We start from the raw sequence: 25,247 nt of genomic DNA, 5'->3' as shown, positions 1-25,247 counted from the left end.
CTAGGGTTCCTTCCCGCCTCCGGGCCTCCACACCAGTCCGACCGCGAGCAACCCGGTGTCCCCGTCGAAGAGCTCGCCGAGCATGTGGGTGAGCGGGAAGGCGAGCTGCGCGGAAAGTCCGAACGAATCGGACAGGTCATGGCGATAACCGAGGACCGCCTGGGACGAGAACCGGGCGCCCCAGTTCGAGAACGAGGCCTCGTAGCGCCCCTCCTGGAAGGACAACTGGAGAAGGTGCTCCAGGCCAGCACTCCGGCCGACACGTCCCGCCGCTGCAGCCGGCCGAGGAAGACATGCAGCGCCGGCTTCATGGACAGCAGCGTGGTGGCCACCACCGTGAGGCCCGCCACCACCAGCACCTTCACCCGCGTGGGCTCGAGCACCCCCTGCGTCAGCGCGAGCGCCCCAGCAGGTAGCTGAGCAGCAGCGACACCTCCGAGGAGAGCCCGTGCGAGCGGCCCTGCCGCACGTCTCCCGCATAGGACACCACCAGCAACGCCCCCAGCGCCGCGAGCGACAGCAGCATCAACCACGGGCCGAACTGGCGCGCCACCAGCACCGAGGCCGCTCCCGCCAGCGACACCAGCGGGTAGGTGCGCGAGCCGCCGAGGAAGGATTCCCGGCCCTCGCGCGGATCCGGCGCCGAATACTCGCGCTCCTGGCCGATGAGGAAGCCCGCGGCCAGGGCGAGTCCGAGGAGAGGAAGGGCTCGTAGGTGTCCATGGCCTCCTCTACCAGACAGGACTTCAACGGTCTGCTCGCCGTGGGTGGGGGTGGGGGCGTGTCTGTCGCGCTCAGTGGGGGCCCGTGGTGGCGCGCGCGGCGTCCTGCTCCAGCAGCCAGCGCTCCACGGCGGCCGTGTCACCCATGTCGCCGAGCAGTTGGCTGGCCCGGAGTTTCATCCCGTGGAAAAACCATCCCACACCAAGAAACATGTGTAATTCGTGATATCCCAGATATAAAACAAATGCGCCATCACTCCTCGCGCTGCTGCTTGGAGTGCCCTGGGATTGGCGCGCCCCCACTCGGGAACAACGACTGCTTTCTCAAAGAGAGACAGGACCTCATGAAAGTGGAATCCAAGAAGAAGGGAATGACGTCTTCGACGGTGTTTCTGGCGGTAGCGCTGATGGCGGCCTGTGGAGGTGATGACGGTTCCGTCACGAGCCCTCTCATGACCACCGGCTCACTGGCGGCCGTGGCCGCGCCCGCCGCGGTGATCGACGCGAAGACCCTGACGGATACCACGGCACCTCTGTTGCTGCCGAAGGCCGGGACCCGGACCTACAGTGCTCCGGTCGAGACGGAGAGCGGCCATGATCCGTCCAATTACAAGCCCGCGCCGGTGGTCCCGAACATCGTGCCGGCCACGAGTGATCCAACGGGCGGCGTGCTGACCTTCGAGCGCGAGACGGCCCCCCTGGAAGGCTGGCACGCCTGGGCGCGCAACGGAGCGGCTGGCACGCATCGCCAGGTGCTGGTCACCGGCGGCTCCTCGGCGGCGGCCAACCGGATCTACACCGTCTTCACCAAGGAGCAGCTGGTCAATGCCATCCGCGAGGCCCGGAACGAGCCCAAGATCATCCGGGTCGTCGGGCACATCGACTTCCGGGTGGATGGGGGCGTGTTCCGGGAGTACACCAGCTTCGACGATCTGAAGAGCGGTGGCTCCCTCTTCATTCCGTCCAACACCACGCTCGTGGGAATCAACGACGCGAATGGCAGACCCGCCAGGATTTCCGGTACGCAGCTCCTGATCGGCAACGAGAACGGCAACTTCGAGGTGGATTTCAAGGCCTGGGTGGCCGCGGGCAAGAACCCGGACACCTTCCCGGGTTGGACGCGCAACGTCATCGTCCGCAACCTGGCCATCGACGTCATGTGGGACGTGAACCCGGAGGATTCGGCCAATGCCTATGCCGACGGCATCTGCGTCTCCTGGGCGCAGAATGTCTGGATCGACCACATCACCCTGACGGATCTGCCGACGCCTTCGTCCCTGTCCTCGGATACCCGCCATGACGGAGGCCTGGACGTGGTGCGTGGCTCCGATTACGTCACCATCTCCAACAGCCATTTCACCGTGCACGGCAAGATGAGCCTGGTGGGCAACAGCGATGCCGGGCGGCAGTGGAGCGATGAAGGCCGTCTCCATGTCACCTTCACCGGAAACCACTGGGAAGGCGTGAACAGCCGGACGCCGCGCGTGCGCTATGGCCAGGTGCACATCTACAACAACCTGGTGACGGGCGACACCAGGCCGAGCGTCGCCAATGGCACCCTCCCCCCCGGCGCGGCCGCGTCTGACGTCAAGTTCGAGAGCGCGATCGGCGTGGGCTACAAGGCCGACATCCTGGCCGAGAACAACTACTACAACATGAAGACCCTGAAGCCGAAGGAGGTCTGCGGCAAGCTGGTGGTCGATCATGGCAAGGGGGTGAGCTTCCGCAGCAGGGGGGCCCGCTTCATCAGCAACAAGGACGACGCGGGCAAGCCCATGACGGCGACGATCGACGTGGAGTTGCAGGGCTGTGACGGAATCCCGGTGGCCAACCTCTGGACGCCGCCCTATGGCTACACACTGAAGACGGCGGACGACGCCAAGGCCGCGATCCTGGCGAACGTCGGCGCGGGCAAGCTGTAGTCCGCCACATCCATCGCGACACCCAGGCCTGCAACATTCCGCTGGATGTGGGCCTTGGTGAACTGCTCGCGGTGGCACTCGGACCTGGAGTATAGGAAGCGCTCCGCTTCCTCCCAGGCCGGGGTGAGGGAGCGCGAACACACCCAATGGGGGGGACCCACCATCATGACGCTCAAGACGCTCGCTTCCGCCGCCACGCTCCTGCTCACGCTGTCGCCGCTGACCCTTGCCGCGGCGCAGTCCACATCCGATGAGGTCACCATCTTCGAGACGGTGGATGACTACGGGACGATCTACTCGGACTATAACAATCGTGTTTCGCTCACCGGCATCGTCCGGGGAGAGTCAACCCCCCGGACTCTCGAGTTCGGTGCCGACTACTCGTACCAGAATTACGGCGAGCGCCTACGCACGTGCGAGCGCCTGTCGCTCATCTCCATGAGCAAGCCCGGCCAGTACCTGCTCGAGGTGCGCTACCTCAACGACTGGGAGCCCAAGGAACTGAGAGGCTGCCGCCTCATCCGCCGCTGATCACACCTCGGACACGGACAAGTGGAGGGGAGCATGACGCGATGGATGTGGTTGGCGCTCGCGCTGACGCTGGGCGGCGTCCAGCTCGGCTGTGGTGGGGATGGTACGGGAGCGAACGAGGACGCGGACGGGGACGGAGTCGTGAACGGCGAGGACTGCGACTCCAACTCCGCCCTGCGGTGGAAGCGGGTGCAGGCCTATGACGATGCGGACAAGGACGGGTATGGAAGCGGCGAGCTGATCTGGGTCTGTGCCGGGAAGGACCTGCCCTCGACCGCCGCGGCCCAGGCAGGCGACTGCGCGCCCCAGGACTCCAAGCGGTGGCGGACGCTGGAGGGGCCCTACTACGCCGATACCGACCAGGACGGAGTGGGCACGGGCCCCCTCGTCACCGCGTGTGTCGGCACGGAGCTGACGGGCTACACGCAGACCCCGGGCGGGAACGATTGCGACGACTCGAACCCGGCGGTGTGGGCCGAGCGCATGCTGTTCACGGACGAGGACAAGGATGGCTTCGGAGGCGGCGAGCCCGTGCGGCGCTGCGTCGGCGCCACGTTGCCTCCGGGCACCTTCGAGGCGGCAACGGACTGCGAGCCCCGAGACGCCTCGCGCTTCAAGCAGGTCAGCTACCGCTTCCGGGACGCGGACGGGGATGGAGCCACCGTGCCCGAGGAGGGCACGGTGTGTGGTGGCAATGGAGTGCTGCCAACGGGCTACCGTCTCGAGCCCGCCGCTCAGACCGACTGCGATGACACTCGCGCGGATCGGTGGCAGTGGCTCGACCTGTACCCCGACGTCGACCGTGACACCGTGGGCAGCGAGCCAGTGGAACAGCGCTGCTCCGGTTCGTATCCGGAGCCCGGCTACGTCCGGACCGCGGGCGACTGTGCTCCGGAGGACAGGTATCGCTCGGAGATGCAGTCCTATTCCTACCGTGACGCGGATGGGGACGGAGCCTGGGTGCCCTCATGGGGGCAGGTGTGTAGCGGCTCCTCCCTCCCGAGCGGATACGCCACCTGGTCCAGCGGCCCCACCGACTGCGATGACACCAACGCGGCGGCGCGCGTCGCCTGGAACCTCTTCCCGGACACGGACCATGACGGCGTGGGCGCGGGCTCCAGCGTGGCGCTCTGCGCGGGCCCCACGCGGCCGTCCGGCTATTCGGACAAGGGCACGGACTGCGCGCCCGAGGACGCCTCGCTCTGGCAGGGCCTCACCTACCAGTACCGCGATGCCGACGGAGACTCCTTCACCGTGGCCGCCGGCGGCTCCCTCTGCGTCGGTGCCAGTCTGCCCGCGGGCTACACGAACACCTCCCGGGGCAACGACTGCGACGACTCCCGCGCGGACGTGTACCAGGGCTTCCAGGCCTACGCGGATGCGGACGGGGATGGCGTGGGTGCCGGAAGCGTGGAGTCCTTCTGCACGGACGGCGCCTTGCCCACGGGCTACTCGCTCCAGGGCTCCGACTGCGCCCCGGATGACGCTCTACGCTGGCGGAATCTCGCCTACGCGTACGTGGATGCCGATGGTGACGGCCGCACCGCGTCCACCACCGGCGAGGTGTGCACGGGCTCGACGCTGCCTCCTCCCTACGCCTCCACCGCATCCGGCAACGACTGCGACGACACCAACCCCGCCCTCTACCTCTGGCGCGTCCTCTACCCGGACAACGACGGCGATGGTGTGGGTGCTCCTCCTCGCGTCGTGATGTGCCACAACGATGGCCCCGTTCCCCCGGGCTACTCCATCTACGGGTTCGATCCGGACGACTCCAACCCCCTCGTCTCGGATGAAGCCGAGGACCCGGAGTTGGAAGCCATCCTTCTCGGCGAGTGAGTGCGAGGCGTTCAGGGCAGGCGCTTCTTCATGCGCAGCAGGCCGTAGGCCGAGACGCTGGACGCATCCTTGATGCGTCCCGCGAGGACGAGCGCCTCGAACTCCTCGACCGTGACGCGGGTGACCACCAGGTCGCTCTCCTCGGGGGACAGGCGCTGGGGGCCCGAGGACAGCTCCTCCGCGAGGAAGACGTGCATGCCCTGCGTCGAGTATCCAGGCGCGTTGAAGAGGTGACCGAGGTACGTCATGCGCCCGGCCACCAGCCCGGTCTCTTCCTGGAGCTCGCCCGCGGCGAGAGTCTCGGGCGGCGCGTCCGCCCGCTCCTCCCAGGAGCCCTGGGGGAACTCCAGGGAGCGTTCCTTCACGGGGTAGCGGTACTGCTCCACCAGATGGAACGCGCCGTCCTCGTAGGGGATGACGAGCGCGAAGTCCGGCTTGTGGACGACACCGTAGATGCCGCTCGTGCCGTCCTGCCTGCGGAGGGTGTCCTCGCGCACGGTCATCCAGCGGTTCCGGTAGACTTCCCTCGAAGAGATCGTCTCGATGCTCATGGGCCACCTCCAGGGTGGCACCGAACACGAGCAACGGCCAGCGGCGAAGTTCCACCCACCCACCACCGCGAACATGACGCCCCTGGTGAGGGAGGCGTCCACGTCGGTGAGCCCCGCGAGCAGCAGCGCAATGCAGCAGCCCGGCCGCTTCAATCCAGCAGCCCGCTCCACCACCGGATCCGGCTCCCCGGCTCCGAGAAGAACGGCGCGAACTGGAGCAGCGTCCCCACGCGCGTCACCCGAATCGACGACTCCTGACACGGGGGTGGGGGCGTCGGGAGCACCACTTCTCCGCAAACCTCCCCCGTTGGCGTGCGCACCACCAGGAAGTTCATGCATGCGAAGTCGCCGCCGGGCGAGAACAGGCCGTACCCACGCCCGGTGCCGATCGGCGCGACCTCGTACCCAGGCTGTACGGCGAGCCACGGCGCGGCGAGCAGCAACTGCTTCTGGAATGGCCGGAACCGACCCAGCCAGACCTCTCCGGCCCGCAGCCCGAGCTCGCCATCCAGCAGCGGAATCAGCCGGGGAGACGGACTGCTCGTCAGGTTGGCCGCCACCTCGAAGGGCATGCCGACCGCGAGGCCCTCCGAGGGCTTGAGCCAGCGCGCCGACCATCGGGTTCCATCCTGGAGCTCGCTCGAGTCGAACAGGATCAGCGCCGACTCGGGATCGCTCGAACCGATCCTCGCCGGAGGCGGCGACGCACCGGTGCCATTCTCGATGAAGATCGGTCCGGCGGAGAGCTCGCCGTCCGCATCGAGCACGAACGCCTCCACGCGCCACCGGGTCGAGGAGAACTTCAGGCTGCGCGAGATGAGCGTCCCATTGCCGTCCCGAGGCACCGCATCCAGCAGTCCGGTGAAGGTCAGCGGCTTCGGAATCAGGGTGCCCGCGGCCGTCAATACGTGCAGGACCACCGTCGGGTCGGTCCTCGAGCGCGGGCCCAACAGGTGGAAGCCCTCGCTCTGATCGATCAGGAAGTGCTGCGGCGGCAGGCTGAAGATGCTTGTCACCAGCGAGCCGTCCATGCGCCGCAGCTCGAGCCGGAAGGACTCGGTCACGACGTTGTGGAAGGCGAACAACAGATTGCCCGCGCCGTCGACCCGGACGGTCACGCTTTCGTCGGGATCGAACACATCCAGGGTGCCGGTCGGAGCGCCGAGCGGACCGGGCAGGAGCGACGTGCAATTCCCGGTCCCCCTCGTGGTCAACGGCAGCATCGCATCGCGCTGCTCACGCTGGGAATCGTCCTCCCACGCCCCCGCCTCCGCCGCCGTCACATGACAACCGAGGCCCAGCACGCCGAACATCCCCACCGCCAGCAAGCAACGCATTCGCATGTCTTCGTCCCCCCCGCGAGAAGCTGCGTATGCTCAGCCTGGTGGCAAGCCGTGCAGCCTTCAGGGAAGCTCGGACACCTGGCGAGCCAGCGTGGCGTCCGGTGACCACGACACGCCATCCCACAGCTCCGCCCGGGCGCGCAGGGCGGACAGGGCCGCCTCCCGTGCCTCCCGCCACCGCTCCGGGTCCTCTCCGCACAGCCGGCACAGGAGCTGCTCCGCCCGGACGCCGTGCTCCTCGCCGTCGAGTTGGATGTGTCGCTCCAGATACAACCGCAGCGCGGAGCACCCGGTGCCCAGCGGTTTCACGGCCGTGAGGATGCGCTCGAAGACGGCGGGGAGCAGGGACTCGCGGCCGAGGAGGAAGGCCGCCGCCACCTGATGGGGGCGCAGCCGGGTCGACGCCAGGGTCTGGCTCACGAAGGCCCGAGCCGCCACGGGCGCGTGCTCCAACGCCCTCTCCAGCGGGTGACCGGAGCGCAGGGCCTCGACGAAGCGCAGCACCGCGCCATCATCCGCGCCCACCTCGCGCATGGCCTCCCGGTACAGGTCGAAGTGGCTCTGGTACACCCCGGGCCGCACCTCGTCCGTCTCCTCTCCCAGGACGATCTCGTTGATCACCCGGGCACACTCGATGTCCGCCGGGGGCGCCCAGGGCACCTCCACACACGTGAGCTGCCGCTGGAGCGTCTTGAGCAGGCTCATGAAGTCCCACACGGCGAACACGTGGGTGCCCATGAAGATGCGCAAGGCGTTCAAGTCCGAGAGCCGCTCGTACACGGGATGACGCACCAGCGCCTGACGCGGCCCGTCCGTGGCGGACAGGAGCGTGGAGAGAGAATCAGGGTTCATGGGTTGGGCAGGAATGAGCCCGATCGTAGATGCCCAGGAGGGGAGGCGTCTCCCCATCCATGATGGATGCCCCGGCGGGCATGCTGGCGCGGAGAAGGTCTCCTTCTCGCTCGCTGGCTTGTGTAGTGTGACGGCGATGAACGACGACCCCCACGACCTCGCTCGTTTCGTGCGTGCCCAGGAGGATGGCGGCACCTACGACAAGGCGCTCGCCGAGCTGCGCCGCGGACGCAAGACCTCGCACTGGATGTGGTTCGTGTTCCCGCAGATCGCCGGCCTCGGCCGCAGCCCCATGGCCCAGCGGTATGCGATCGCGTCGCTCGACGAGGCTCGGGCGTACCTCGCGCATCCGACGCTGGGGCCGCGGCTCATCGAGTGCGCGAAGGTCGTCGCCGACACGTCCGCCCCCTCCGCGGAGGCGATCTTCGGCGACCTCGACGCGCAGAAGCTCCGCTCGTCGATGACCCTGTTCCTCCGCGCCGACCCGTCGCGGCCGGTGTTCCAGCGAGTACTCGACGCGTTCTTCGGCGGGAAGGCCGATGAAGCGACCGACCGCCTGCTCTGACCCGGACCCCGGGCCGGCGCTCAGAGCCGGGTCCCGCAGAACTTACAGTGCACCGCGTCCACGTCATGGCCCTCGGAGCCGCAGCCGGGGCAGGCCTGGGGGTTGATGCCGTGCCGGGAGGCCGCCGCGAGCTCCACGGACACGATGCCCGTGGGAACGGCGAGCACCCCATAGCCCAGGATCATCAGCACCGACGCGATGAACTGCCCGGGGACCGTCTTGGGGGTGATGTCGCCGAAGCCCACCGTCGTCATGGTGACGATGGCCCAGTACATCCCCCGCGGGATGCTGTCGAAGCCGTTCGCCTCGCCCTCCACCAGGTACATCACCGAGCCCATGATGACGACCGTGCTCAGCACCGCGCCGAGGAAGACGGTGATCTTCGGGCGGCTCGCGCGCAGGGCGGTGAGGAGCACCTCGGCCTGACCGAGGAAGCTCACCAGCTTGAGCACGCGGAAGACGCGCAACAGGCGCACCACCCGGACCACCAGCAGCGACTGCGCCCCGGGCAGTATCAGGCTCACGAAGGAGGGCAGGATGGCCAGCAGGTCCACCAGCCCGAAGAAGCTCCATGCGTACCGCAGGGGGCGGCTCACGGAGAAGAGCCGCAGCACGTACTCCAGGGCGAAGAGGACGGTGAAGACCCACTCCGCGATCCGGATGGTCGCCCCATACCGCGCGCGGATGGACGCCACGCTCTCCAACATCACCGAGAGGACGCTCAGGAGGATGGCCCACAACAGCGCCACGTCGAACGCCTTCCCGGCCGGGGTGTCCGACTCGAAGATGATCTCGTGGAGCCTGGCGCGGACTCCCGGAGGAGGGATCTGCTCGGAGGGGCGCGTCACACGTCCAGTCTAGCCCGGATTATTCACCGGCGCAGATGAGCGGAACACCCTGATTCAAGTTGGACGTCTTCGACCTCCGCGCCGCGCCTACTTCGTCTGACGCCGGGGGGAGGAGGAACGGCCCGGGCCGCCCGGCTCGGGGCTGGCGTGGGTGAAGAGGTAGCGCTCGATGATGCGCACCACCTCGCCCAGCCGGCGCTCGCGCCACTCCGCGCCGCTCACCTCGGCCCAACCCTCCAGGGGCAACAGGGCGAAGGTGGAGACCAGCAACGTGCCCACGTGAGCCACCGCGGCCTCGGGATCCAACTCCAGGCGGATGCGTCCCTCCTGCTGGCCCTGGCGCAGCGTGTCCGCCATGAGGCGCAGCCACGGCTCCACCCCCTGGCGCAGGCGCGCGAGCTGCTCGCGGTCCCCATCCAACAGCTCGCGCAGCATGACGCGGGCGGCGTGGGGATCCGTGTCGAAGAACTGGCGGATCTGCGCCATGGCCCGCTCCAGCCGCTCCTCGCCCTTGCCGGTGAAGGCACCGAGCAGCAGCAGCAGGTGGCGGTTGGAGTGCTCGATGAGGGAGTCGACGACGGCGGCGTGGAGCGCCTCGCGCGAGGGGTAGTGGTAGAGGAGGGCCTGCTTGCTGATGCCCACGGCCTGGGCCACGTCGTTGACGGAGATGGCGCCGAAGCCGCGTTGGGCGATGAGGCGGGTGGCCTCCTGGAGGATGCGCTCGCGCGGTTCCGCGGCGGAGGCCTTGCCCGTGCGAGGCCCGCGAGTCTTCACGGCTCCGGTACCGGTGGTGTGTTTGCGCCGCATGGATGGGGCGGGCAGGAATATCCCATGGCGTGGGAGGAGCGGAAGTCCGCTAATGGAGGGACGTATCGCCCGGCTGGGACTCGAGTGCACGCGCGACGGGGAGCGTGAAGAAGAACGTCGTCCCCGCGCCGACCCGGCTCTCGACCCAGATACGTCCCCCGTGTGAATCGATGATGCCCTTGACGATCGCGAGCCCGAGTCCCGTGCCACGCTTGTCCGTCCTGCTCGCCTGCCAGAACCGATCGAACACGTGCGGGAGGTGTTCGGCTGGAATTCCCGGGCCGGTGTCGACGACCCAGAACAGGGTCTCGTCTCCTCTGCGAGCCGCACCGACCCTGATGCGCCCTCCCGGCGGGGTGAACTTGACCGAATTGCCAATCAGATTCTCCAGCACCTGAATGACCCGGTCCCGATCGGCCCACACCTCCGGTGGCTCGCCATGCAATTCGGGCTGCAGGTCCACGGACACCGCCGACGCGATGGATTCCTGGTTCTCCCGAACCTCGTCCAGGAGCTCCCTCACCGAGACACGGTCGCGTTGGAGCGAGAACGTTCCCTGTTCGAGACGCGTCACATCGAGCAGATCCCGAATGAGGTGATTCATGCGCATCGCCTGGCGTTGAATCGTGTCCAGGGCCTTGTGGACGATGCCCTCCAGCGGGGTTCCCGCTCGCTGCAGCCGTTGCAACTGAAGGAGGATTCCATTCAGTGGATTCCGGAGGTCGTGGGCGACGATGCCCAGGACATCATCGCGAGATCTCACCGCGCGACGAATCGCCTCCTCCGTGTCCTTCAACTGCGTCACATCCGTGTCGACGGCGATTGCTCCCGCGGACCCGCCGTGCTCGTCACGGAGCGGCAGCACCGACTTCATGAGGACCTTCTGGGTCCCATCGGGGCCCTGGATCCGGATCAGCTCACCCATGCACGTATCCCCCTTCGACAGCGCGCGGGTGAGGGGCCAATCCTCCGCGGCGAGCGGCTTGCCGGTATCGGCGTACCAGCCCTTGTATTCGTGCATGTCCCACGAGAGCGCGCCGGACCGGCCCCAGATACGCATGGCCGCGGGGTTGAAGCGGACGATGCGTCCGGTGGCGTCCGCGATCCGGAGCCCGATCGGCAGAATCTCGAAGATGCCGCTCAACAGACGTTCACGCATCCGGAGGGCTTCCTGCGCCTTCATCCGTTCGCTCACGTCCTGAAACACGCCAATCGCGCCGATGATCCGTCCCTCGGCATCGCGGATGGGAGCGGCGCTCCCGAGGATGGGGAGCCGCGAGCCGTCCGGGCGCTCGGCGAGGAACTCTGCGCCAAGGATGGTTTCACCGGTTCGAAGCACGCGAGAAGAGAGGAACTGCTCGCGCGGCACGGGTGTCCCGTCGGGAAGGAGGATGCGGTTGGCGGATGGAGCGCTGCCGAAGAGCTCCTTGGTCCGGGGGTTGGAGTAGACGCGCCCGCCGGGCTCGATGAGGATGACGCCGAGAGGCACGGTCTCGAGCACGACCTGAAGCCAGCGCCGCTCCTCATCGAGCGCCGATAGGAGCCGCTCCCGCTCCCGCTCCTGCTCCTTGCGCTCGGTGATGTCGCGGATGAACATGCTCGTCCACTCCGCGCCCCGGCCATCGCGGAAGATGGAGGAGGAGAGCTCGACAGGGAAGTGCCCCCCGTCCTTGCACTTCATCGTGAGCTCACCGCGGAACCGCCCACTGCGGCGCCACTCCTCGAGGGCGACCTGCAGTCGTGGGTCGGAGGGCTCGAACACGGCCTGCCAGCCCACCTCCCGCAGTTCCTCCTCGGTGTAACCGAGCATCTGGGAGCATGCCCGGTTCGCCATGAGGATGCGCCCATCCGGTGCCGACAGGAGGACCGCATCCATGCTGTTGTCGAAGATCGCTCTGTAGCGGAGCTCACTCTCACGTAGCACCTCGCGCATCCTCCTGCGCTCGGTCACGTCATGGAAGTACACCGAGAGCGCATGGGCCGCGGGATACGCGTGGACCAGAAACCACCTGCGAGTCGTCGGAGAGAAGGCCTCGAACTCGAGCATCTTCTGCTCCCGCATGGCTCGGCGGCACTCCCGGCCAATCGTTGATTCCCACGCCTCCGGGAACTCTTCCGGAAAGAACCTTCCGAGCAGCTCCTCGCGGCCACGCCCCAGGAGCTCCTCCGTCCGCCGGTTGATGTAGGTGAACCGCCACTGCTCATTCAGGGCGAAGAACGCGTCCGTGATGCTCTCCAGAACCGCGGTGAGCTTCCTCTCCGCGTCTTCCGCCTGGGTGCGCGCGGCCTCTTCACGGGCGAGACGAAGCGCGGCCTCCTCGGCCTTCCTGCGCTCCGTCGTATCGCGATGCACGGAGCTGAAGTGCACGAGGCGCCCCTGCTCGTCCAGCACGGGGGCGATGCTGATTTCGACCCAGAAGGGAGTGCCGTCCTTCTTGTAGTTGAGGAGCTCGACCTGGATGGGCTCCCCGCGCTCGAGCGCCGAGCGGATCCGGGCAGTCGCCTCGCGCTCCGTGCCCGGCCCCTGCATCATGCGTGGCGACTGGCCGAGGACCTCCTCCGCCCGATACCCCGTCATGCGGGTGAACCCCTCGTTGACGTAGACGATCCTGGGCCCGGGATGCTCCAACGGCCCCGCCTCGGTGATGAGGACGGCATCGTTCGCGTTGGTCACGACCGACTCGAGGCTCCGCAGCCGCACTTCGGCGCGCCGCCTCGCGGTCACGTCTCGAAAGACGATGGTGAGTCCGTCCGGCGAGGGATAGGCGTGAATCTCGAACCAGGCATCGGCGGGCGGAAAGAAGTCCTCGAAGTGGGCGGCGCTCTGCTCCCGCATGGCTCGAAGGTATTCGCGCTCGAAGCGCGAGCCCTTCAGAGAGGGCAGGACCTCCCAGAGGGACCTGCCGAGCAGCTGCCCCTCTCCTCCCAGGGCGTAGACAACCCGCTGCGCGGCCTCGTTCACGTAGGTGAAGCGCCAGTCCGTGTCCAGGGAGCAGAACGCGTCGGTGATGCGCTCGAGGATTTGGGAGACGCGCACCTCGGCGGCTTCGGCCCGGGCCCGCTGCCGCTCGAGCTCCGCCTTCGCCTCGCGGAGCTGACGGCGAACGAACCCGGTCACGTCCTCGACCTTGTGGATGATGAAGGCGACCTCTCCGTGCGCGTCCAGCACGGGGGTGTTCAGAGGGCTCCAGAACCTCTCCTCGAAACCGCCCTCCTTCCGGGGAATGTCATATTTCTGCATTGCCATGGCATCCGGTTCACGGCGGGCGAGCACGCGCTCGAGCGAGCCGCGGAGGTTCCGCACACCGGTGGCCGAGGGCTCTGCGGGGTTGTCGGGAAAGACCTCGAACAGACCGCGGCCCAGGATTTCCCGACGCTGTCTCAGGGTCGCGCGGAGGTATGCATCGCTCACCGCGATGATCGTGAAGCGCGGTGCATCGGGCGAGAGGACGAGGAAGGGCTCCGGGGCCGCCTCGAACAAGGCCCGGAAGTCAGGAGCTCGACCGCCATCCTCGGACATCGCATGGACCTCCCAACGCCTGGACTCCACCGGGCGGGGACACGAGGATCGGCCCCCAAGCAGGGCACCTCGGCCCCTCCCCTGTTCAATTCCAATTTGGTGCGGTCCGCGTGCGGAGGGGAGAGTACGTGCGGGCCCCCCACGGGGGACGGAGGAGAAGGGAGAGGTCGAGCCTCCCTACGGTCCTCGGCCCATTCACTCGTCCAAAGAATTCGGGAAACCTCCGCTCGCTCCGTCGCCCGCGTCCTATGAGAGAGAGCAGCCCCTCCGGCAGCGGAGGTGGAGCCGGTAGACCCCCGTGGTGACTGCTGTCTCCAGGGAAACTGGTGACGGCAGTCATCACCCTGGCCCCGAGAAAGGGTGGCCCCAGAGGGAACTGTCCTCGCCCTGAGCCTGGCACAACGGGTGCACTGGAGGCTCTCCGTCACCGGAATAGGAGAAACCCCATGAAGGTCGCCCCTCCCACTCACCCCCCCTTCAACCCCAACTTCAACGCGAACTCCGTGAAGGATGCCCAGGGCGAGAACCTGAGCAAGCTCTCCGATGGCGTGCGCAACGGCTCCATCACCGCCAACGAGGCCAAGACGCTCCTCAAGAACGAGGCGACCTTCTCCAATCTCGCCCAGCAGGCCAACGCCGATGGCAAGATCTCCGTGCAGGAATCGAGGGAACTGAAGCAGCTGTCGAAGGCTCTCGGCAGCGACATCGATCGGGCCGCCAGCAACAACCAGCGTGACCTCTTCCTCCCCATCAGAGGAGGCCCGCAGACGACGAGGACGACGCAGGCCAGGCAGATCGAATCCATCGCCGAGGGTGCCAAGAAGGGCTCGCTGAGCTTCAACGAGCTCAACGAGCTCAGCGCCCAGCAGATGGGCATCGCCGACCTCCGTTCCAGCGGCCCCCTCTCCTTCGGCCCCCTGGGCTCGAATTCCGAGGTCAAGCTCGCCCAGCAGCAGGCGGAGTTCGACATCGACAAGGCCAAGGACAAGGGCCTGGACAAGGAGAAGCTGCGAGGCCCCCTTAGCCAACTACTGAAGAAGCCTGATGTCATCGCCCCCAAGCTCGAGCTGCCCAAGGAGGATATGAGGCCCTTGATCGATCCCACTGTGACGATGGCATAGGGGCCGTCCCTATACGCGCTGCGGGTGTGCCTCGGGCTCATCCCTGTCGATGGGCCCCAGACCGGGGCCGAGCGTCATGGCGCAGTCGTCGCACAGCCAGAACCGGATGATCATCCCGTTGTCACCGTTGGAGATGTACGACGAGCCGATCCAGGCCGATGAGCCCGTGGCCCGTGCCATCGCGGTGCACGCCGTGGTTCTTGAACGATGACTCCCGCGCGATGATGCCGGCGACCACCTTCGGATCCGCGCCGTACTTCTTCGCGTACTGGTTGACCGAGCCGCTCGCCAACCCCACGGAAGCAGGACACTTCCGGTGTCCGGCGCGGCCCTCCGTCAGGAGGACGTCGGGTCGCGCAAGGCGGAGCGGATGCTCAGGTCGAGCTGGCTCTGGAGCTCGAGCAGGAGGCTGCCGAGCGCGGGCGTGTCCACGCCGATGCGGGCCGCGAGGCGCACGCGGACCTCCTCGCGCAACGTCTCCCGGGACTGGGCCAGCCAGCGCTTCACCGTGGAGCGGTCCACGCGGTAGGCGCGGGCGATCTGGGCCGTCCCCACGCCCTCCACCAGGTGCAACCGCAGCAGGGTCCGGCCCCGGGGCTCCAGGGCCGTCAGCGCCTCCTGGAACGCCTCGGTGAAGTCCTTGCGGTAGCGCTCCTTGATGTAGCGCCGGTCGGCCTCGTCGAGGGGAGCGGCGGCCTCCTCGAGCCGGGCCTCGTCCAGGTCGAACGACAGCTTCCGCTCACGCATCATGTTCAGGGCGGTGCGCAGGGCGGCCACGCGAAGCCAGGCCAACAACGAGCCCTGTCCCGAGTAGTCGGCGATGCGGGGAGGACGGTCTCCACTGGGGAGGAAGAGCTTCACGCGCAGGAGTTGGAGGGCCTCTTCCACCGTGGCCACATCCATCCCCCGCTGCTGTAAAGCCTTGCGGAGCTGGGGGACGAAGCGCGTCTCGAACTCCGAGAGAGCCTCCGCCTCACCCCGCGCGCACGCACTCGCGAAGGCCCGCTCTTCCTGATGATCCGTGTCGCTCATCGTCATGGCCGCCCACGTCGGCTATCCTCTTCCTGGCATGGACTGCTTCGACACGCGACAACTCTTCGCCTTCGCGCAGGGGGCGTTGGGCGCCGAAGCTGCCGTGTCGGTGGAAAAGCATCTGGATGACTGCACCGTCTGTCGAGCGCTCCTGGCGGAAGCCGCACGTGCGAGTGGCGGCCAGGCGTCCCAGCCCTCGGAGCCCGGGCAGCCGCCCGGAGGAGCGGTGCAACCCTGGCTCGCGAGGGGTGCCCTGCTCGGGCGCTACGTGGTGCTCGAACGCATCGGCGCTGGGGGCATGGGCGTCGTCCATGCCGCGTACGATCCCGAGCTGGACAGGCGGGTCGCGCTCAAGCTCATCCGCATCGACTCCACGAGCCCGGCGAGGCGGGAGCAGGCACAGGCCCGGCTGCTGCGGGAGGCCCAGGCCGCCGCCCGCGTCGTCCACCCCAACGTCATCACGATTCACGACGTGGGGCGGTTCGGCGAGCACGTGTTCCTGGCCATGGAGCTCGTGGACGGCGCCACCCTGCGCGCGCACATGACACCCGGGAAGGAGCGGCGGGACTGGCACGAGGTGCTGGGGCTGTTCCTCCAGGCGGGACGGGGGCTCGCGGCGGCCCATGCGCAGGGGCTCGTCCACCGCGACTTCAAGCCCGACAACGTCCTGGTCGGCCGGGACGGGCGCGTCCGCATCACCGACTTCGGCCTCGCGCGCATCGCCGAGGACCTGGGCGGCCCCCGCGAGTCCGTGCCCTCACTGGTCCCGGCGAACCTCCACGACATATCCCTCACGCGCTCGGACGTGGTGCTGGGCACGCCGGCGTACATGGCCCCCGAGCAGAAACGCGGGGAGAGGTCCGATGCCCGCGGCGACCAGTACAGCTACTGCGTCGCGCTCCACGAGGCGTTGTATGGGAAGCGCCCCTTCACTCCGGACTCGGAGACCGGCTCCGGGAGCGAGGACGCGAAACGGGCCGGAGTGCCGGCCTGGGTACACCGGGCCATCCTCCAGGGGCTCTCGGAATCACCGGAGGCGCGCCACGCCTCCATGGACGAGCTCCTCCGGCGGCTCAGCGAGGCGCCGGGGGCGAAGTGGCGCCGGGTGGGCATGGCCGCCGCCGCGGGCCTGGTGCTCGTCGCGGGAGGAGCGGCGCTGCATCGGTCCACGTCGGGGGACCCCTGCGGAGGCAGTGAGCAGGCGCTCGTTGGTGTCTGGGACACGGCCCGGAAGAGCGCGGTCCAGGCCACCTTCGCGTCGAGCCCCCTGCCCTTCGCGGCGAGCACGTGGCGCGAGGTGGAGCGCACGCTGGACGCCTATGCGCGCGACTGGGTGGCGGCGAGTCACGAGGCGTGTGTCGCCACGCGTGTGACGGGACACCCGACGGAGCGGCTTTTCGATCGGCGCCTCATCTGCCTGGACCAGCGGCTCGAGGATCTATCGGCCGTGGTCGACACGCTGGCGGCGGCGGATGCCCAGGTCATCCAGAACGCGGTGCGCGCGGCCCATGGACTGGAGAGCCTGGCCCCCTGCGCGGACATCCCGACGCTCGCCTCGCCGGAGCCACCGCCCTTGGATGAGGGGACGCGGCGCCGGATGGAGGAGCTTCGCGCGCGGCGCGCCATGGTGAGGGCGAAGCTGAACGCCGGCCAGGTGAAGCCCGCGCTGGAGCTCGCCACGGCGGTGGCCCGGGAGGCTCACGACGTGGGCCATGGCCCGCTGGAGGCCGAGGTCCTCGCCCTCCTCGCGGAGACGCAGGCACAGGCGCGGCAGATCCGGGAGGCCATCCGGACGTGGCACCGGACCATCCAGGTCGCGGAGTCGAGCCGGCACGACCGGCAGGCCGCGGAAGCGTGGGCCGCGCTGGTCCGCCTGCACAGCTTCGTGGACGCGGGCCTGGACCCGGACGAGGAGATTCCCCGTCACGCGGCGGCGGCCCTGAAGCGCCTGGGTGGAGATGCCCGCATCGAGGCCATGCTGTCCCGGAACCTCGTCAGCCTCCACCGTGCCCGGGGCAGGCTGACCGAGGCGCTGGCGGAGAGCCAGCGTGCGCTCGCGCTGGCGCGGAAGACCTACAGCGCGCAGGAGCCGGAGCTCGCCACCGCCCTGCTCGGCCAGGGACAGATTCTCGGGCTCCTGGAACGTCACGAGGAAGGACTGCCCTTCCTCCTGGAAGCGGAGTCCATCTACCGGAAGACGTACGGCCCGGAGCACCCCAACCTTGCGGTCGTCCTGGATACGATCGCCGTTCACGAGGTGCGGGCGGGCAACGCCGCGCGCGCGCTGGAGTACGTGGGCCGGGCCCTGACCATCTTCCAGCGTGTCCATGGCGACGAGCACCTGTTGACGGCCGGCACGCTCCACAACCAGGGCGGCATGCTGCTCGAGCTGGACCGTGCGGAGGAGGCACTCCGGGCGTTCGAGCGCGCGGCTCGGATTCGAGAGAGGCAGTTGGGGTCCGCGGACCCGAAGTTCGCGTCCTCCCTGTCCGGCATGGGGCGCGCGCTCGCGAAGCTGGGGCGCTACCGGGAGGCGGCCGAGCACCACCAACGCGCGGTGGACATCCGGGAGAAGGCCCTGGGGCCGGAGAGTCCCCAGGTCGCCATCGATCTGCTGGGGCTGGGCGGGGTCCTCGTGGAGATGAACGCGCCGCGCAAGGCGCGCGCCCCACTCGAGCGCGCGATCGCCATCTTCGCGCGCGAACCGGCTGGGACGGAGGATGAGAACCTGGCGAATGCGCGGTTCGCGCTGGCCCGGGCGCTCGCGAGCGAGCCACGGAACCAGGAGAAGGCGCGCCAGCTCGCGAGCGCCGCCCTCGAGGACTACCGGCGGCTCCCCCGGTCGCGCGCCCCGAACCTCGAGAAGCTCGAGAGGTGGCTGGCCGAGCATGGGGGGGCCCCGCTCAGAGCCGCAGCTTCTTCCCCGTGGTCTTTCCGGCGTGAATCTCCACTTCGATGACGGTGGAGATATTCCTGTCCTCATTGACGAGCTTGAGCTGGTGCCGCCCCGCGGGGAGGGGGAACTCGATGAGGGGCGTGTCCCCCAGCTTCCGCCCACGGAGGTAGACGTAGGTCCAGGGCGTGGTGTCCAGGGACAGCCGTCCCCTGGCGCGCTTCGTCACGCGAGCCACCGCGGCGGCCTGGGGCTCCGCGGGCGCCTCGGGGGGGAGCGGCTGCTGCCGCGGGGCGGCCAACTCGAGGATCACCAGGGTCCGCTCGCCCGGATGGGACAGCCTCACCGGACGTTCCACGGGCTCCCTGCCCTCGAGCGAGGCCTTCACGAGGTGCTCGCCCGGCGCGAGCGTCTCGAGCGTCAGGGGCGAGACTCCCACCTCCTGGCCGTCCACCCAGAGCCGGGCGCCAGGGGGATCCGTCTCGATGGAGAGCACGGGCGGCCCCACGGGCGTGGGCGGGCGCTCGGCGACCGGAGGCGTCTGGACGGTGGAGGGCTCGACGGGCGACGCGCGCAGGGCGAAGAACACTCCGGTGAGGGCGAGCAGCGACACCCCGGAGGCACCGGCGAGCCAGGGCCAGCGACTCCGGCGGGGGGTGGACAGCTTCGCGGTGAGCTCCAGGGACCCGAGGACATGGCCCGGCATGGACGGCGAGGACTGGCTGCGCCCCGCGACCCGACGGGCGCTCGACGGGGTGAGATCCCCGGAGCGCGCGGACTCCAGCAGCCGGGCACGCTCCTGGATGCGCTCACCGAAGAGCTGCGTCATGAAGCGGGCCAGCTCGCAACAGTCCGGCACCTTCGGCAGGCCACGCAGCCACGCCTGCAACGCCGCATGGAAGTGACGAGCGCTGGGATAACGCTGGGCGGGCTGACGCGCGAGGGCCCGGGAGATGATGCGGCTCAGGGACTCGGGAACGCGCGGGTTGCGCTCGTGGGCGAGGGGCAGCGGCGTCTCACCGGCCAGCATGTTCATCACGCCAAGCGAATCGGTGGAGGGGAAGAGCCGCGTGCCCGTCACCAGCTCGAAGAGGACGATGCCCAGCGAGAAGATGTCGCTGCGACCATCGAGCGGCTCGCCTCGCGCCTGCTCGGGCGACATGTACGCCGCCTTGCCTCGCACCTGGCCCACCATCGTCTGGGTCTCGCGGTTGGCGGCCTTGGCGATCCCGAAGTCCAGGAGCTTCACCGTGCCTTCGTAGGTCACCAGGATGTTATGCGGCGACACGTCCCGGTGGACGATGCCGAGCAGGGCTCCATCGGGTCCCTGCTTCGCGTGGGCATAGGCCAGGCCCTCGGCGGCGTCCGCGATGATGCGCACCGCGAGGGCGAGGGGCAGCGGCTTCTTCTGACGCGCGCAGGCCTTGGCGATGGAGGCCGAGTTCTCGCCGGCCAGGTACTCCATCGCGATGTAGTAGGCCCCTTCTTCCTCTCCCAGCTCGAGGATCTGGACGATGTGCGGGTGATTGAGCTGCGCGGCGAGCCGGGCCTCGTCGAGGAACAATCCCACGAACTCCGAATCCGAGCTCAACCTCTCGACGATGCGCTTGATGGCGACGAACTTCTCGAACCCCTGGGGCCCGGACTGTCGCGCCAGCCAGATCTCCGCCATGCCGCCCACCGCGAGCTTCGTCAACAGCTGGTAACGGCCCACGGTCAGCCCTTGCTCCCAGATGACGAAGGACTGGGTGTCACTCTCCGAAGTCCAGGTGTGGAGGTCACGCACGGGCTTCACATTCTTCATCCCACCGGGTCCCTGTCAATTCAGTGTTTTCCAGTCATTTCATTACTATCAATGGGCCGTGGTTGCTCTCCATCGAATCGTGCGGGGGTGAGACATCCAATCCTCCTCTGTCACGTGCTCGATTGCTTTTCGAGAAAAGCGGAGCGGAGACAGCGCGCTCAGAGCCGCAGCTTCTTCCCCGTGGTCTTTCCGGCGCGGATCTCCACTTCGGCGAGGACGGCGCCGGGTGGAACCGGCGGGAGCAGCCGCGCACGGAGGGCAGGGCCTCCGTGAAGAGGAAGGGGACGCGCGTGGAGTGGTGGGCGGAGCTGCTCGACGAGCGACAGGCCGTGCTCACCTCGGTGGGAAGTGACACGTCGCCGCTGGTGGCCCAGGAGCCTGTCGCGCTCGCACCCGCACCGCCGCTCCCCGAGAAGGCTCCAGAGGTAGCGGTGGCACCGGGCTCACCTCTTGTCGTGGAGTTCGAGCCCTGAACGGACCCGGGCGGCCACCCCCCGGAGTGGCCGCCCGGAACCAGACTACAAAACCGGACTACAGCGTGATGAGACGCACCTGCAACCCGCCCGACGCGCCCGCGGTGACGAGCACGAGCTGGTTCTTGTACACGAACACCCTCTCGGCGGTGCCCGGGTAGTACTGAGCCGAGAGGATGTCGAAGGTGCTGCTCAGCACCCGGAGCTGGGTCATGTCACCCACGGTGTCGATGAGGTAGAGCCGATCACCGTGGAAGGCGATGTCCTGGAACGACAGGCCCAGGCTGGTGCGGTAGGTAAGATCCTTGGCGTTGAAGATGAGACCACTTCCCACGATGACCCCCGACTCGTCGGGCAGGAGCCGGAGCGGGTTGGGCAGGCTGTAGCTGCCATGGTAGGGCGAGTCCGTCTCGTTGCCCAACGTGCCCGTGGTGGGCTCCACGTCCACCATGTTCACGTCAGTGGGCGAGACACCACTGTCGAGGAAGTAGACGCGCTTGTTGACCGGCGAGTACGCCATGCTGCGGGAGGTGCCCCGCCACTCCGCCGAGGCGACCCGCGCCCCCGTCGACCGCTGATAGAGCGCGTGCGTGGCCCAGGCCCCCGAGCCATCAATGGCGAACAGGTAGTCCCCGGTCACCGTCATGCTCGACACCGTCGCCGGCGCCGCGCCGAAGAACCTGGAGCTCCCATCCACCGGGTTGAAGGAATCGATCCGTCCACCGGAGTAGGCCAGGTACGCGGCCGAACCGTCCTGCGCCACGGCCATGCTGACAGCGTCCGCCGAGCCCGTGAAGGCGGGCAGGAAGCGGTGCGTGGTCAGGTCCAGACGGCGGATCTTCTCGTTGGTGCTATCGAAGAAGTGAAGGACCCCGTTGTTGCTCAAGGTCGCATCCTCGAAGGTGAACGCGAACTCCGCGCCCTCCAGGACGACGACCCCGCCGTCCGCGGGCGGAGGAGGCGTACCGCCGGTGTCCAACGTCCCCGTGATGTCGATGTCACCGGTGCTGCCGGTGAGCGGGCAGTTCTTGGTGTTGCGATACAGGGTGATGCTGGCCGACACGGCAGAGCCAGCCTCCACGGTGACGTCCGTGCTGCCGGCATACACCTCCAGCCCGGCGGTGTTGTACGCACTCACCTGGACCTTGCGGCCCGTACCCGCGGGAACCGACGGGATGCGACCCGTGATGGCGGCGTCCGCCACCTCGAGCGCCACGGGACCGATTGGCGTCATGTCGATGGCCGACACGGAAGCATCCGCCGAAACGACTCCGCAGACATCCCCCGTCAGGGGAATCCGCATGCGGATGACCTCGGTGTTCGCCTGCTCCCCAACACCCGCCTGGCATGCGCCCAGGACCCCACACGCGGCCCACAGCAATGCCGCACGAGCGACGACTCTCATTCTACTCTCCATTTTATCTGACTCCCCCTCTTCGCCGTCCGGCCCGGCGTAGATGGCGACAATAGACACGACCCCTGACATGCCGGCAAAGAGGAGTTGAGTGAAGAAAACAGGGGCCCCCCTCGAGTACGGACCGTTACGGCCCTGTCACACCCCCGTTGGCAACCCCCGTTGGGGGCGCCTCACACAGCGCAGTGACGCATGAAGTCCGTTGAACTGACAAAGGTGCTGAACGATACCGGAGGTCACACGTGCCCCCCGGGTCGGGACCCGGTCTCGCCGTATGGCGGCAACGGCGAACGCAATGACTCTCTCGGACTCTTTCGACAAGCGCCTCGTCCTTTTCACGGAGGAATGGACTACCGCGCCGACATAGACCGCAGGGCGTGATGGGAGCGTGACGGCAGGAAACCATCCCCTTCGAGGCATCGGATTTCCAGTAATAACGAATTTTCCACCCACACCTGGAAAACGAGTTCCCATCTCCCTCGCCCGGTACGAGGAGCACGAATGGGATTCACACGATGGGCAGCCTCCCAGGTCATGTGGGCAGAGCGTTGCTCAACGCTCTCGAGCTGGCATTCCCGATGCTCTGGGCTCGCCGCGGGAAGAGGCGCCCTTCCCAGAGTTCTCACCGTGGCGCCAGAAGCGAGAATCCAGATGCGAGCGTGGACCAAGGTTCTGATGGCGGCCGTTCTGGTGGTGGGCGTGGGAGCCGGGTGTGGAGGCACCGAGCAGGAGGCGCAGAGCGGGTCGAGTGGCTCCTCAGCGCTGGCGAGCTACCTGGAGCGGGGCACGGAGGCCCTCGGCGACGATGACAATCAGTGCCCGAGCAAGAAGTTCTGCAAGGACATCGACGGCGACAAGAACATCACCCACGTCTTCTTCGACTTCCCTTCCAAGAAGAACCTCGAACCCGGGAAGGACTTCAAGGTCTACTCATACACGGACCAGAGGGGCTGGGAGGAGGTGACCGACCGAGTGAAGGACAAGGGCGGGCCCTGCCAGGAACTGAGCCTGAACTACCGGTTCGAGCTGCCGGGCCCGGACCGTCATGCGAAGGTCTGTGTTGCCTTCAAGGACAAGAGCTACAAGGTCGAGTTCGGCCACAAGGAAGATGGGCTGTGCAAGAAGGACGGGAAGGGGAAGTGCAAGGACGGCGACCACGTCCAGTAGTTCGAGGCCGTATCGGCCGGGTTGCTCCAGTGACGCCAGCGCCCGGCCCGCCGCCATACCTCGAGAAGAAGGCTACGCCGCGGCCAATGACGCCTTCCGACGTTGCTGGTCGGCGGACCGTGCGGGGGTGCTGTCGTTCCTCCGCGCCCATCCGCCCTCCATCGGAGCCGAGGGGCTGAACGTGCCGGGTATCGGGCTGTCCCACCCCAGCGGCGTGTTCACAGCGTCCCCGTCATGAGTGAAGCTCGCGCGCCCATGAAACGCCACGCACCGTCCGCCGAGCGCAACCGCGACCCCCTCCTCGCCGTCCTCCGCGAGCTGATGCCCTCACGAGGCACCGTGCTCGAGGTGGCCAGCGGCACCGGTCAACACGCCGTCTTCTTCTCCCGCGCCTTCCCGGAGCTCGTGTGGCAGCCCACGGACGCGGACCCCACCGCCCTGGAGAGCATCGAGGCGTGGCGCCAGGAGGAGGGCCCACCCAACCTGCGAGCGCCGCTCGCGCTGGATGTCAGCACCCCCCCCTGGCCCGTGGAGTCCGCGGACGCGATGGTCTGCATCAACATGATCCACATCTCGCCGTGGGAGGCCTGCCAGGGATTGATGCGCGGTGCCGCCCGGGTGCTGTCGCCCGGCGGCCCGCTCATCCTGTATGGCGCGTACTTCATCGAGGGCCGACCCACCGCGCCGAGCAACCTCGCCTTCGATGCCTCGCTGCGCGAGCGCAACCCGGCCTGGGGCGTGCGCGAGCTGGGCGCCGTCACGGCGGAGGCGCGGGCGAACGGATTGGAGCTCGACCGCGTCGTGGACATGCCGAGCAACAACTTCACCGTCGTCTTCCGCCAGCACCGATGAACCCCTGGCACCTCCCCTTCCCCGCCAGCCTGCTCGGAGCTCAGTCCTCCGAGGACTCGTGAAGCGTTCGCGTGAGCTCCTGCAGCGCCGCCCGCAGACGCGCGAGCTCGCCGAGCGACAGCTTCGTCTTGCAGAAGAGGGCCTGGGGGATGTCCCGGGCCTTCTGTTCGAGGCGCTTGCCCTCGGGGGTGAGGAAGACCTCGACGACACGCTCATCCTCGTTGCTCCGCCGACGCTCGACGAGCCCTCGCGCCTCCAGGCGCTTGAGCAGCGGCGTCAGCGTCGCGGAGTCGAGGTAGAGCCGCTCCCCGATGCGCGAGACCCGCGCGCCATCCTCCTCCCAGAGCGTGAGGAGGACGAGGTACTGGGGATAGGTGATGCCGAGTTCCTCGAGCAGGGGTTGGTAGGCCCCCGTCATCGCGCGCGACGCCGCGTGGAGCGCGAAGCAGAGCTGGTTCTCGAGTCGAAGAACATCGGTCATCGGTCGAACCTACTCTAGCCCTCGCTCACGCGAGGCGCACGTCCACGGCGATGTTGCCCCGCGTCGCGTTGGAGTACGGGCACACCTCGTGGGCGGCGCGCAGGAGGGACTCCGCCTGCTCGCGCGGAAGCTCGGGAATCGAGGCGACGAGCTCCACCGCCAGTCCGAACCCCTGACCCACGGGACCAATCGTCACCTCGGCGGTGATGCTGACCGGCCCCGTGGTGATCTTCTTCGCGCGAGCGACGTGGCCGAGGGCGCTCCCGAAGCACGCGGCGTAACCGGCGGCGAAGAGCTGCTCGGGGTTGGTACCCGCACCGTTGCCGCCGAGCGCGCGCGGAGGAGCCAGCGCGACATCGAGAAGTCCATCATCGCTCCTGGCACGACCCTCACGCCCCGCCGTGGCGGTGGCAACAGCGGTGTAGAGGCGCTTCTCGAGAACCACAGGTGACTGGCTCATGCGTTTTCTCCTGGTGGGATCCTGTCCCGTTCGAGGCGTGAAGCCCTTGG

The 25,247-nt window shown here is 68.1% G+C and carries 23 protein-coding genes; 9 read left to right on the top strand and 14 right to left on the bottom strand.

Features of this window, described 5'->3' with window-relative positions; translation table 11 throughout:
* Window positions 1-225, bottom strand: coding sequence for a hypothetical protein (locus tag JQX13_RS21575; RefSeq protein ID WP_203410809.1), 225 nt, complete (start codon window positions 223-225; stop codon window positions 1-3).
* Window positions 226-391: 166 nt separating this feature from the next.
* The gene (locus tag JQX13_RS21570; protein WP_203410808.1) at window positions 392-865 is read right to left on the bottom strand and encodes an MgtC/SapB family protein; all 474 of its coding nucleotides are present in this window, start codon (window positions 863-865) and stop codon (window positions 392-394) included.
* Window positions 866-1,066: 201 nt separating this feature from the next.
* Between JQX13_RS21570 and JQX13_RS21565 the strand changes: the two genes are divergently transcribed.
* From JQX13_RS21565 to JQX13_RS21555, 3 genes are all read left to right on the top strand, one after another.
* Entirely contained in the window at window positions 1,067-2,644 is a 1,578-nt protein-coding gene (locus JQX13_RS21565) for a pectate lyase family protein (protein WP_239014994.1), read from the top strand.
* Window positions 2,645-2,809: 165 nt separating this feature from the next.
* The gene (locus JQX13_RS21560) at window positions 2,810-3,175 is read left to right on the top strand and encodes a hypothetical protein (RefSeq protein WP_203410807.1); all 366 of its coding nucleotides are present in this window, start codon (window positions 2,810-2,812) and stop codon (window positions 3,173-3,175) included.
* A 33-nt stretch (window positions 3,176-3,208) separates the two neighbouring features.
* On the top strand, window positions 3,209-5,014 hold the full coding sequence (locus JQX13_RS21555) for a hypothetical protein (protein ID WP_203410806.1): 1,806 nt from the start codon (window positions 3,209-3,211) through the stop codon (window positions 5,012-5,014).
* Between the two features lie 11 nt (window positions 5,015-5,025).
* On the opposite strand, the gene JQX13_RS21550 is transcribed toward JQX13_RS21555, so the two are convergent.
* The 3 genes from JQX13_RS21550 to JQX13_RS21540 form a co-directional block, all read right to left on the bottom strand.
* On the bottom strand, window positions 5,026-5,565 hold the full coding sequence (locus tag JQX13_RS21550) for an NUDIX domain-containing protein (RefSeq protein ID WP_203410805.1): 540 nt from the start codon (window positions 5,563-5,565) through the stop codon (window positions 5,026-5,028).
* Between the two features lie 149 nt (window positions 5,566-5,714).
* Window positions 5,715-6,908 (bottom strand): hypothetical protein, encoded by a 1,194-nt coding sequence (locus JQX13_RS21545; RefSeq protein ID WP_203410804.1) that lies wholly within the window; start codon window positions 6,906-6,908, stop codon window positions 5,715-5,717.
* A 60-nt stretch (window positions 6,909-6,968) separates the two neighbouring features.
* The gene (locus tag JQX13_RS21540) at window positions 6,969-7,760 is read right to left on the bottom strand and encodes a DUF3050 domain-containing protein (protein WP_203410803.1); all 792 of its coding nucleotides are present in this window, start codon (window positions 7,758-7,760) and stop codon (window positions 6,969-6,971) included.
* 136 nt (window positions 7,761-7,896) lie between these two features.
* Here JQX13_RS21540 and JQX13_RS21535 point away from each other — a divergent pair, with 136 nt between their 5' ends.
* Window positions 7,897-8,325: a DUF1810 domain-containing protein gene (locus JQX13_RS21535; RefSeq protein ID WP_203410802.1), complete on the top strand. Its 429-nt coding sequence runs from the start codon at window positions 7,897-7,899 to the stop codon at window positions 8,323-8,325.
* A gap of 20 nt (window positions 8,326-8,345) precedes the next feature.
* On the opposite strand, the gene JQX13_RS21530 is transcribed toward JQX13_RS21535, so the two are convergent.
* The 3 genes from JQX13_RS21530 to JQX13_RS21520 all read right to left on the bottom strand — a co-directional run bounded on the left by JQX13_RS21530 (window position 8,346) and on the right by JQX13_RS21520 (window position 13,500).
* Window positions 8,346-9,173 (bottom strand): ion transporter, encoded by an 828-nt coding sequence (locus JQX13_RS21530; protein ID WP_203410801.1) that lies wholly within the window; start codon window positions 9,171-9,173, stop codon window positions 8,346-8,348.
* Window positions 9,174-9,260: 87 nt separating this feature from the next.
* Window positions 9,261-9,947 (bottom strand): TetR/AcrR family transcriptional regulator, encoded by a 687-nt coding sequence (locus JQX13_RS21525; RefSeq protein ID WP_203410800.1) that lies wholly within the window; start codon window positions 9,945-9,947, stop codon window positions 9,261-9,263.
* Between the two features lie 82 nt (window positions 9,948-10,029).
* Entirely contained in the window at window positions 10,030-13,500 is a 3,471-nt protein-coding gene (locus JQX13_RS21520; RefSeq protein ID WP_203410799.1) for a PAS domain S-box protein, read from the bottom strand.
* 446 nt (window positions 13,501-13,946) lie between these two features.
* On the opposite strand from JQX13_RS21520, the gene JQX13_RS21515 reads away from it, so the two are divergent.
* Window positions 13,947-14,621, top strand: a complete 675-nt coding sequence (locus JQX13_RS21515) for a hypothetical protein (RefSeq protein WP_203410798.1) — start codon at window positions 13,947-13,949, stop codon at window positions 14,619-14,621.
* A 121-nt stretch (window positions 14,622-14,742) separates the two neighbouring features.
* Here JQX13_RS21515 and JQX13_RS21510 read toward each other — a convergent pair whose 3' ends face one another.
* Both JQX13_RS21510 and JQX13_RS21505 read right to left on the bottom strand, forming a co-directional pair.
* Window positions 14,743-14,919, bottom strand: coding sequence for a hypothetical protein (locus JQX13_RS21510; RefSeq protein WP_203410797.1), 177 nt, complete (start codon window positions 14,917-14,919; stop codon window positions 14,743-14,745).
* 38 nt (window positions 14,920-14,957) lie between these two features.
* Window positions 14,958-15,659: a sigma-70 family RNA polymerase sigma factor gene (locus JQX13_RS21505; RefSeq protein WP_203410796.1), complete on the bottom strand. Its 702-nt coding sequence runs from the start codon at window positions 15,657-15,659 to the stop codon at window positions 14,958-14,960.
* Here JQX13_RS21505 and JQX13_RS21500 point away from each other — a divergent pair.
* Window positions 15,643-18,612 carry a serine/threonine-protein kinase gene (locus tag JQX13_RS21500; protein ID WP_203410795.1) on the top strand — a complete coding sequence of 990 codons (2,970 nt, stop codon included), beginning with the start codon at window positions 15,643-15,645 and terminating at the stop codon, window positions 18,610-18,612. The two genes, JQX13_RS21505 and JQX13_RS21500, sit on opposite strands and share 17 nt — an antisense overlap.
* Here JQX13_RS21500 and JQX13_RS21495 read toward each other — a convergent pair.
* Window positions 18,557-20,350: a serine/threonine-protein kinase gene (locus JQX13_RS21495; protein WP_239014992.1), complete on the bottom strand. Its 1,794-nt coding sequence runs from the start codon at window positions 20,348-20,350 to the stop codon at window positions 18,557-18,559. The two genes, JQX13_RS21500 and JQX13_RS21495, sit on opposite strands and share 56 nt — an antisense overlap.
* A gap of 269 nt (window positions 20,351-20,619) precedes the next feature.
* Here JQX13_RS21495 and JQX13_RS21490 point away from each other — a divergent pair, with 269 nt between their 5' ends.
* Complete coding sequence (locus JQX13_RS21490) at window positions 20,620-20,823, top strand: hypothetical protein (protein WP_203410794.1); 204 nt, start codon at window positions 20,620-20,622, stop codon at window positions 20,821-20,823.
* A gap of 58 nt (window positions 20,824-20,881) precedes the next feature.
* Here JQX13_RS21490 and JQX13_RS21485 read toward each other — a convergent pair whose 3' ends face one another.
* Window positions 20,882-22,228, bottom strand: a complete 1,347-nt coding sequence (locus JQX13_RS21485; RefSeq protein ID WP_239014990.1) for a hypothetical protein — start codon at window positions 22,226-22,228, stop codon at window positions 20,882-20,884.
* A gap of 660 nt (window positions 22,229-22,888) precedes the next feature.
* On the opposite strand from JQX13_RS21485, the gene JQX13_RS21480 reads away from it, so the two are divergent.
* Both JQX13_RS21480 and JQX13_RS21475 read left to right on the top strand, forming a co-directional pair.
* Window positions 22,889-23,404, top strand: a complete 516-nt coding sequence (locus tag JQX13_RS21480; protein ID WP_203410793.1) for a hypothetical protein — start codon at window positions 22,889-22,891, stop codon at window positions 23,402-23,404.
* A 255-nt stretch (window positions 23,405-23,659) separates the two neighbouring features.
* A complete protein-coding gene (locus JQX13_RS21475; RefSeq protein WP_203410792.1) occupies window positions 23,660-24,256 on the top strand; it encodes a DUF938 domain-containing protein in 597 nt (198 codons plus the stop codon).
* Window positions 24,257-24,296: 40 nt separating this feature from the next.
* Here the strand turns inward: JQX13_RS21475 and JQX13_RS21470 are convergent, their stop codons facing one another.
* Together JQX13_RS21470 and JQX13_RS21465 are read right to left on the bottom strand one after the other, a co-directional pair.
* A complete protein-coding gene (locus JQX13_RS21470) occupies window positions 24,297-24,737 on the bottom strand; it encodes a MarR family winged helix-turn-helix transcriptional regulator (RefSeq protein ID WP_203410791.1) in 441 nt (146 codons plus the stop codon).
* A gap of 25 nt (window positions 24,738-24,762) precedes the next feature.
* A complete protein-coding gene (locus JQX13_RS21465; protein WP_275425008.1) occupies window positions 24,763-25,197 on the bottom strand; it encodes an organic hydroperoxide resistance protein in 435 nt (144 codons plus the stop codon).
* Window positions 25,198-25,247 lie beyond the last annotated feature (50 nt).

Origin of the sequence: Archangium violaceum, from assembly GCF_016859125.1 — a bacterium.
Classification (GTDB): Bacteria; Myxococcota; Myxococcia; order Myxococcales; family Myxococcaceae; genus Archangium; species Archangium violaceum_A.
This window is presented reverse-complemented; position numbering and strand designations above follow the sequence as displayed.

Coding starts and splice junctions, on each gene's coding strand:
- JQX13_RS21565 (WP_239014994.1), top strand. CDS start 1,067: ATGAAAGTGGAATCCAAGAAGAAGGGAATGACGTCTTCGACGGTGTTT.
- JQX13_RS21560 (WP_203410807.1), top strand. CDS start 2,810: ATGACGCTCAAGACGCTCGCTTCCGCCGCCACGCTCCTGCTCACGCTG.
- JQX13_RS21555 (WP_203410806.1), top strand. CDS start 3,209: ATGACGCGATGGATGTGGTTGGCGCTCGCGCTGACGCTGGGCGGCGTC.
- JQX13_RS21550 (WP_203410805.1), bottom strand. CDS start 5,565: ATGAGCATCGAGACGATCTCTTCGAGGGAAGTCTACCGGAACCGCTGG.
- JQX13_RS21545 (WP_203410804.1), bottom strand. CDS start 6,908: ATGCGAATGCGTTGCTTGCTGGCGGTGGGGATGTTCGGCGTGCTGGGC.
- JQX13_RS21540 (WP_203410803.1), bottom strand. CDS start 7,760: ATGAACCCTGATTCTCTCTCCACGCTCCTGTCCGCCACGGACGGGCCG.
- JQX13_RS21535 (WP_203410802.1), top strand. CDS start 7,897: ATGAACGACGACCCCCACGACCTCGCTCGTTTCGTGCGTGCCCAGGAG.
- JQX13_RS21520 (WP_203410799.1), bottom strand. CDS start 13,500: ATGTCCGAGGATGGCGGTCGAGCTCCTGACTTCCGGGCCTTGTTCGAG.
- JQX13_RS21515 (WP_203410798.1), top strand. CDS start 13,947: ATGAAGGTCGCCCCTCCCACTCACCCCCCCTTCAACCCCAACTTCAAC.
- JQX13_RS21505 (WP_203410796.1), bottom strand. CDS start 15,659: ATGACGATGAGCGACACGGATCATCAGGAAGAGCGGGCCTTCGCGAGT.
- JQX13_RS21495 (WP_239014992.1), bottom strand. CDS start 20,350: ATGAAGAATGTGAAGCCCGTGCGTGACCTCCACACCTGGACTTCGGAG.
- JQX13_RS21485 (WP_239014990.1), bottom strand. CDS start 22,228: ATGAGAGTCGTCGCTCGTGCGGCATTGCTGTGGGCCGCGTGTGGGGTC.
- JQX13_RS21480 (WP_203410793.1), top strand. CDS start 22,889: ATGCGAGCGTGGACCAAGGTTCTGATGGCGGCCGTTCTGGTGGTGGGC.
- JQX13_RS21475 (WP_203410792.1), top strand. CDS start 23,660: ATGAAACGCCACGCACCGTCCGCCGAGCGCAACCGCGACCCCCTCCTC.
- JQX13_RS21470 (WP_203410791.1), bottom strand. CDS start 24,737: ATGACCGATGTTCTTCGACTCGAGAACCAGCTCTGCTTCGCGCTCCAC.
- JQX13_RS21465 (WP_275425008.1), bottom strand. CDS start 25,197: ATGAGCCAGTCACCTGTGGTTCTCGAGAAGCGCCTCTACACCGCTGTT.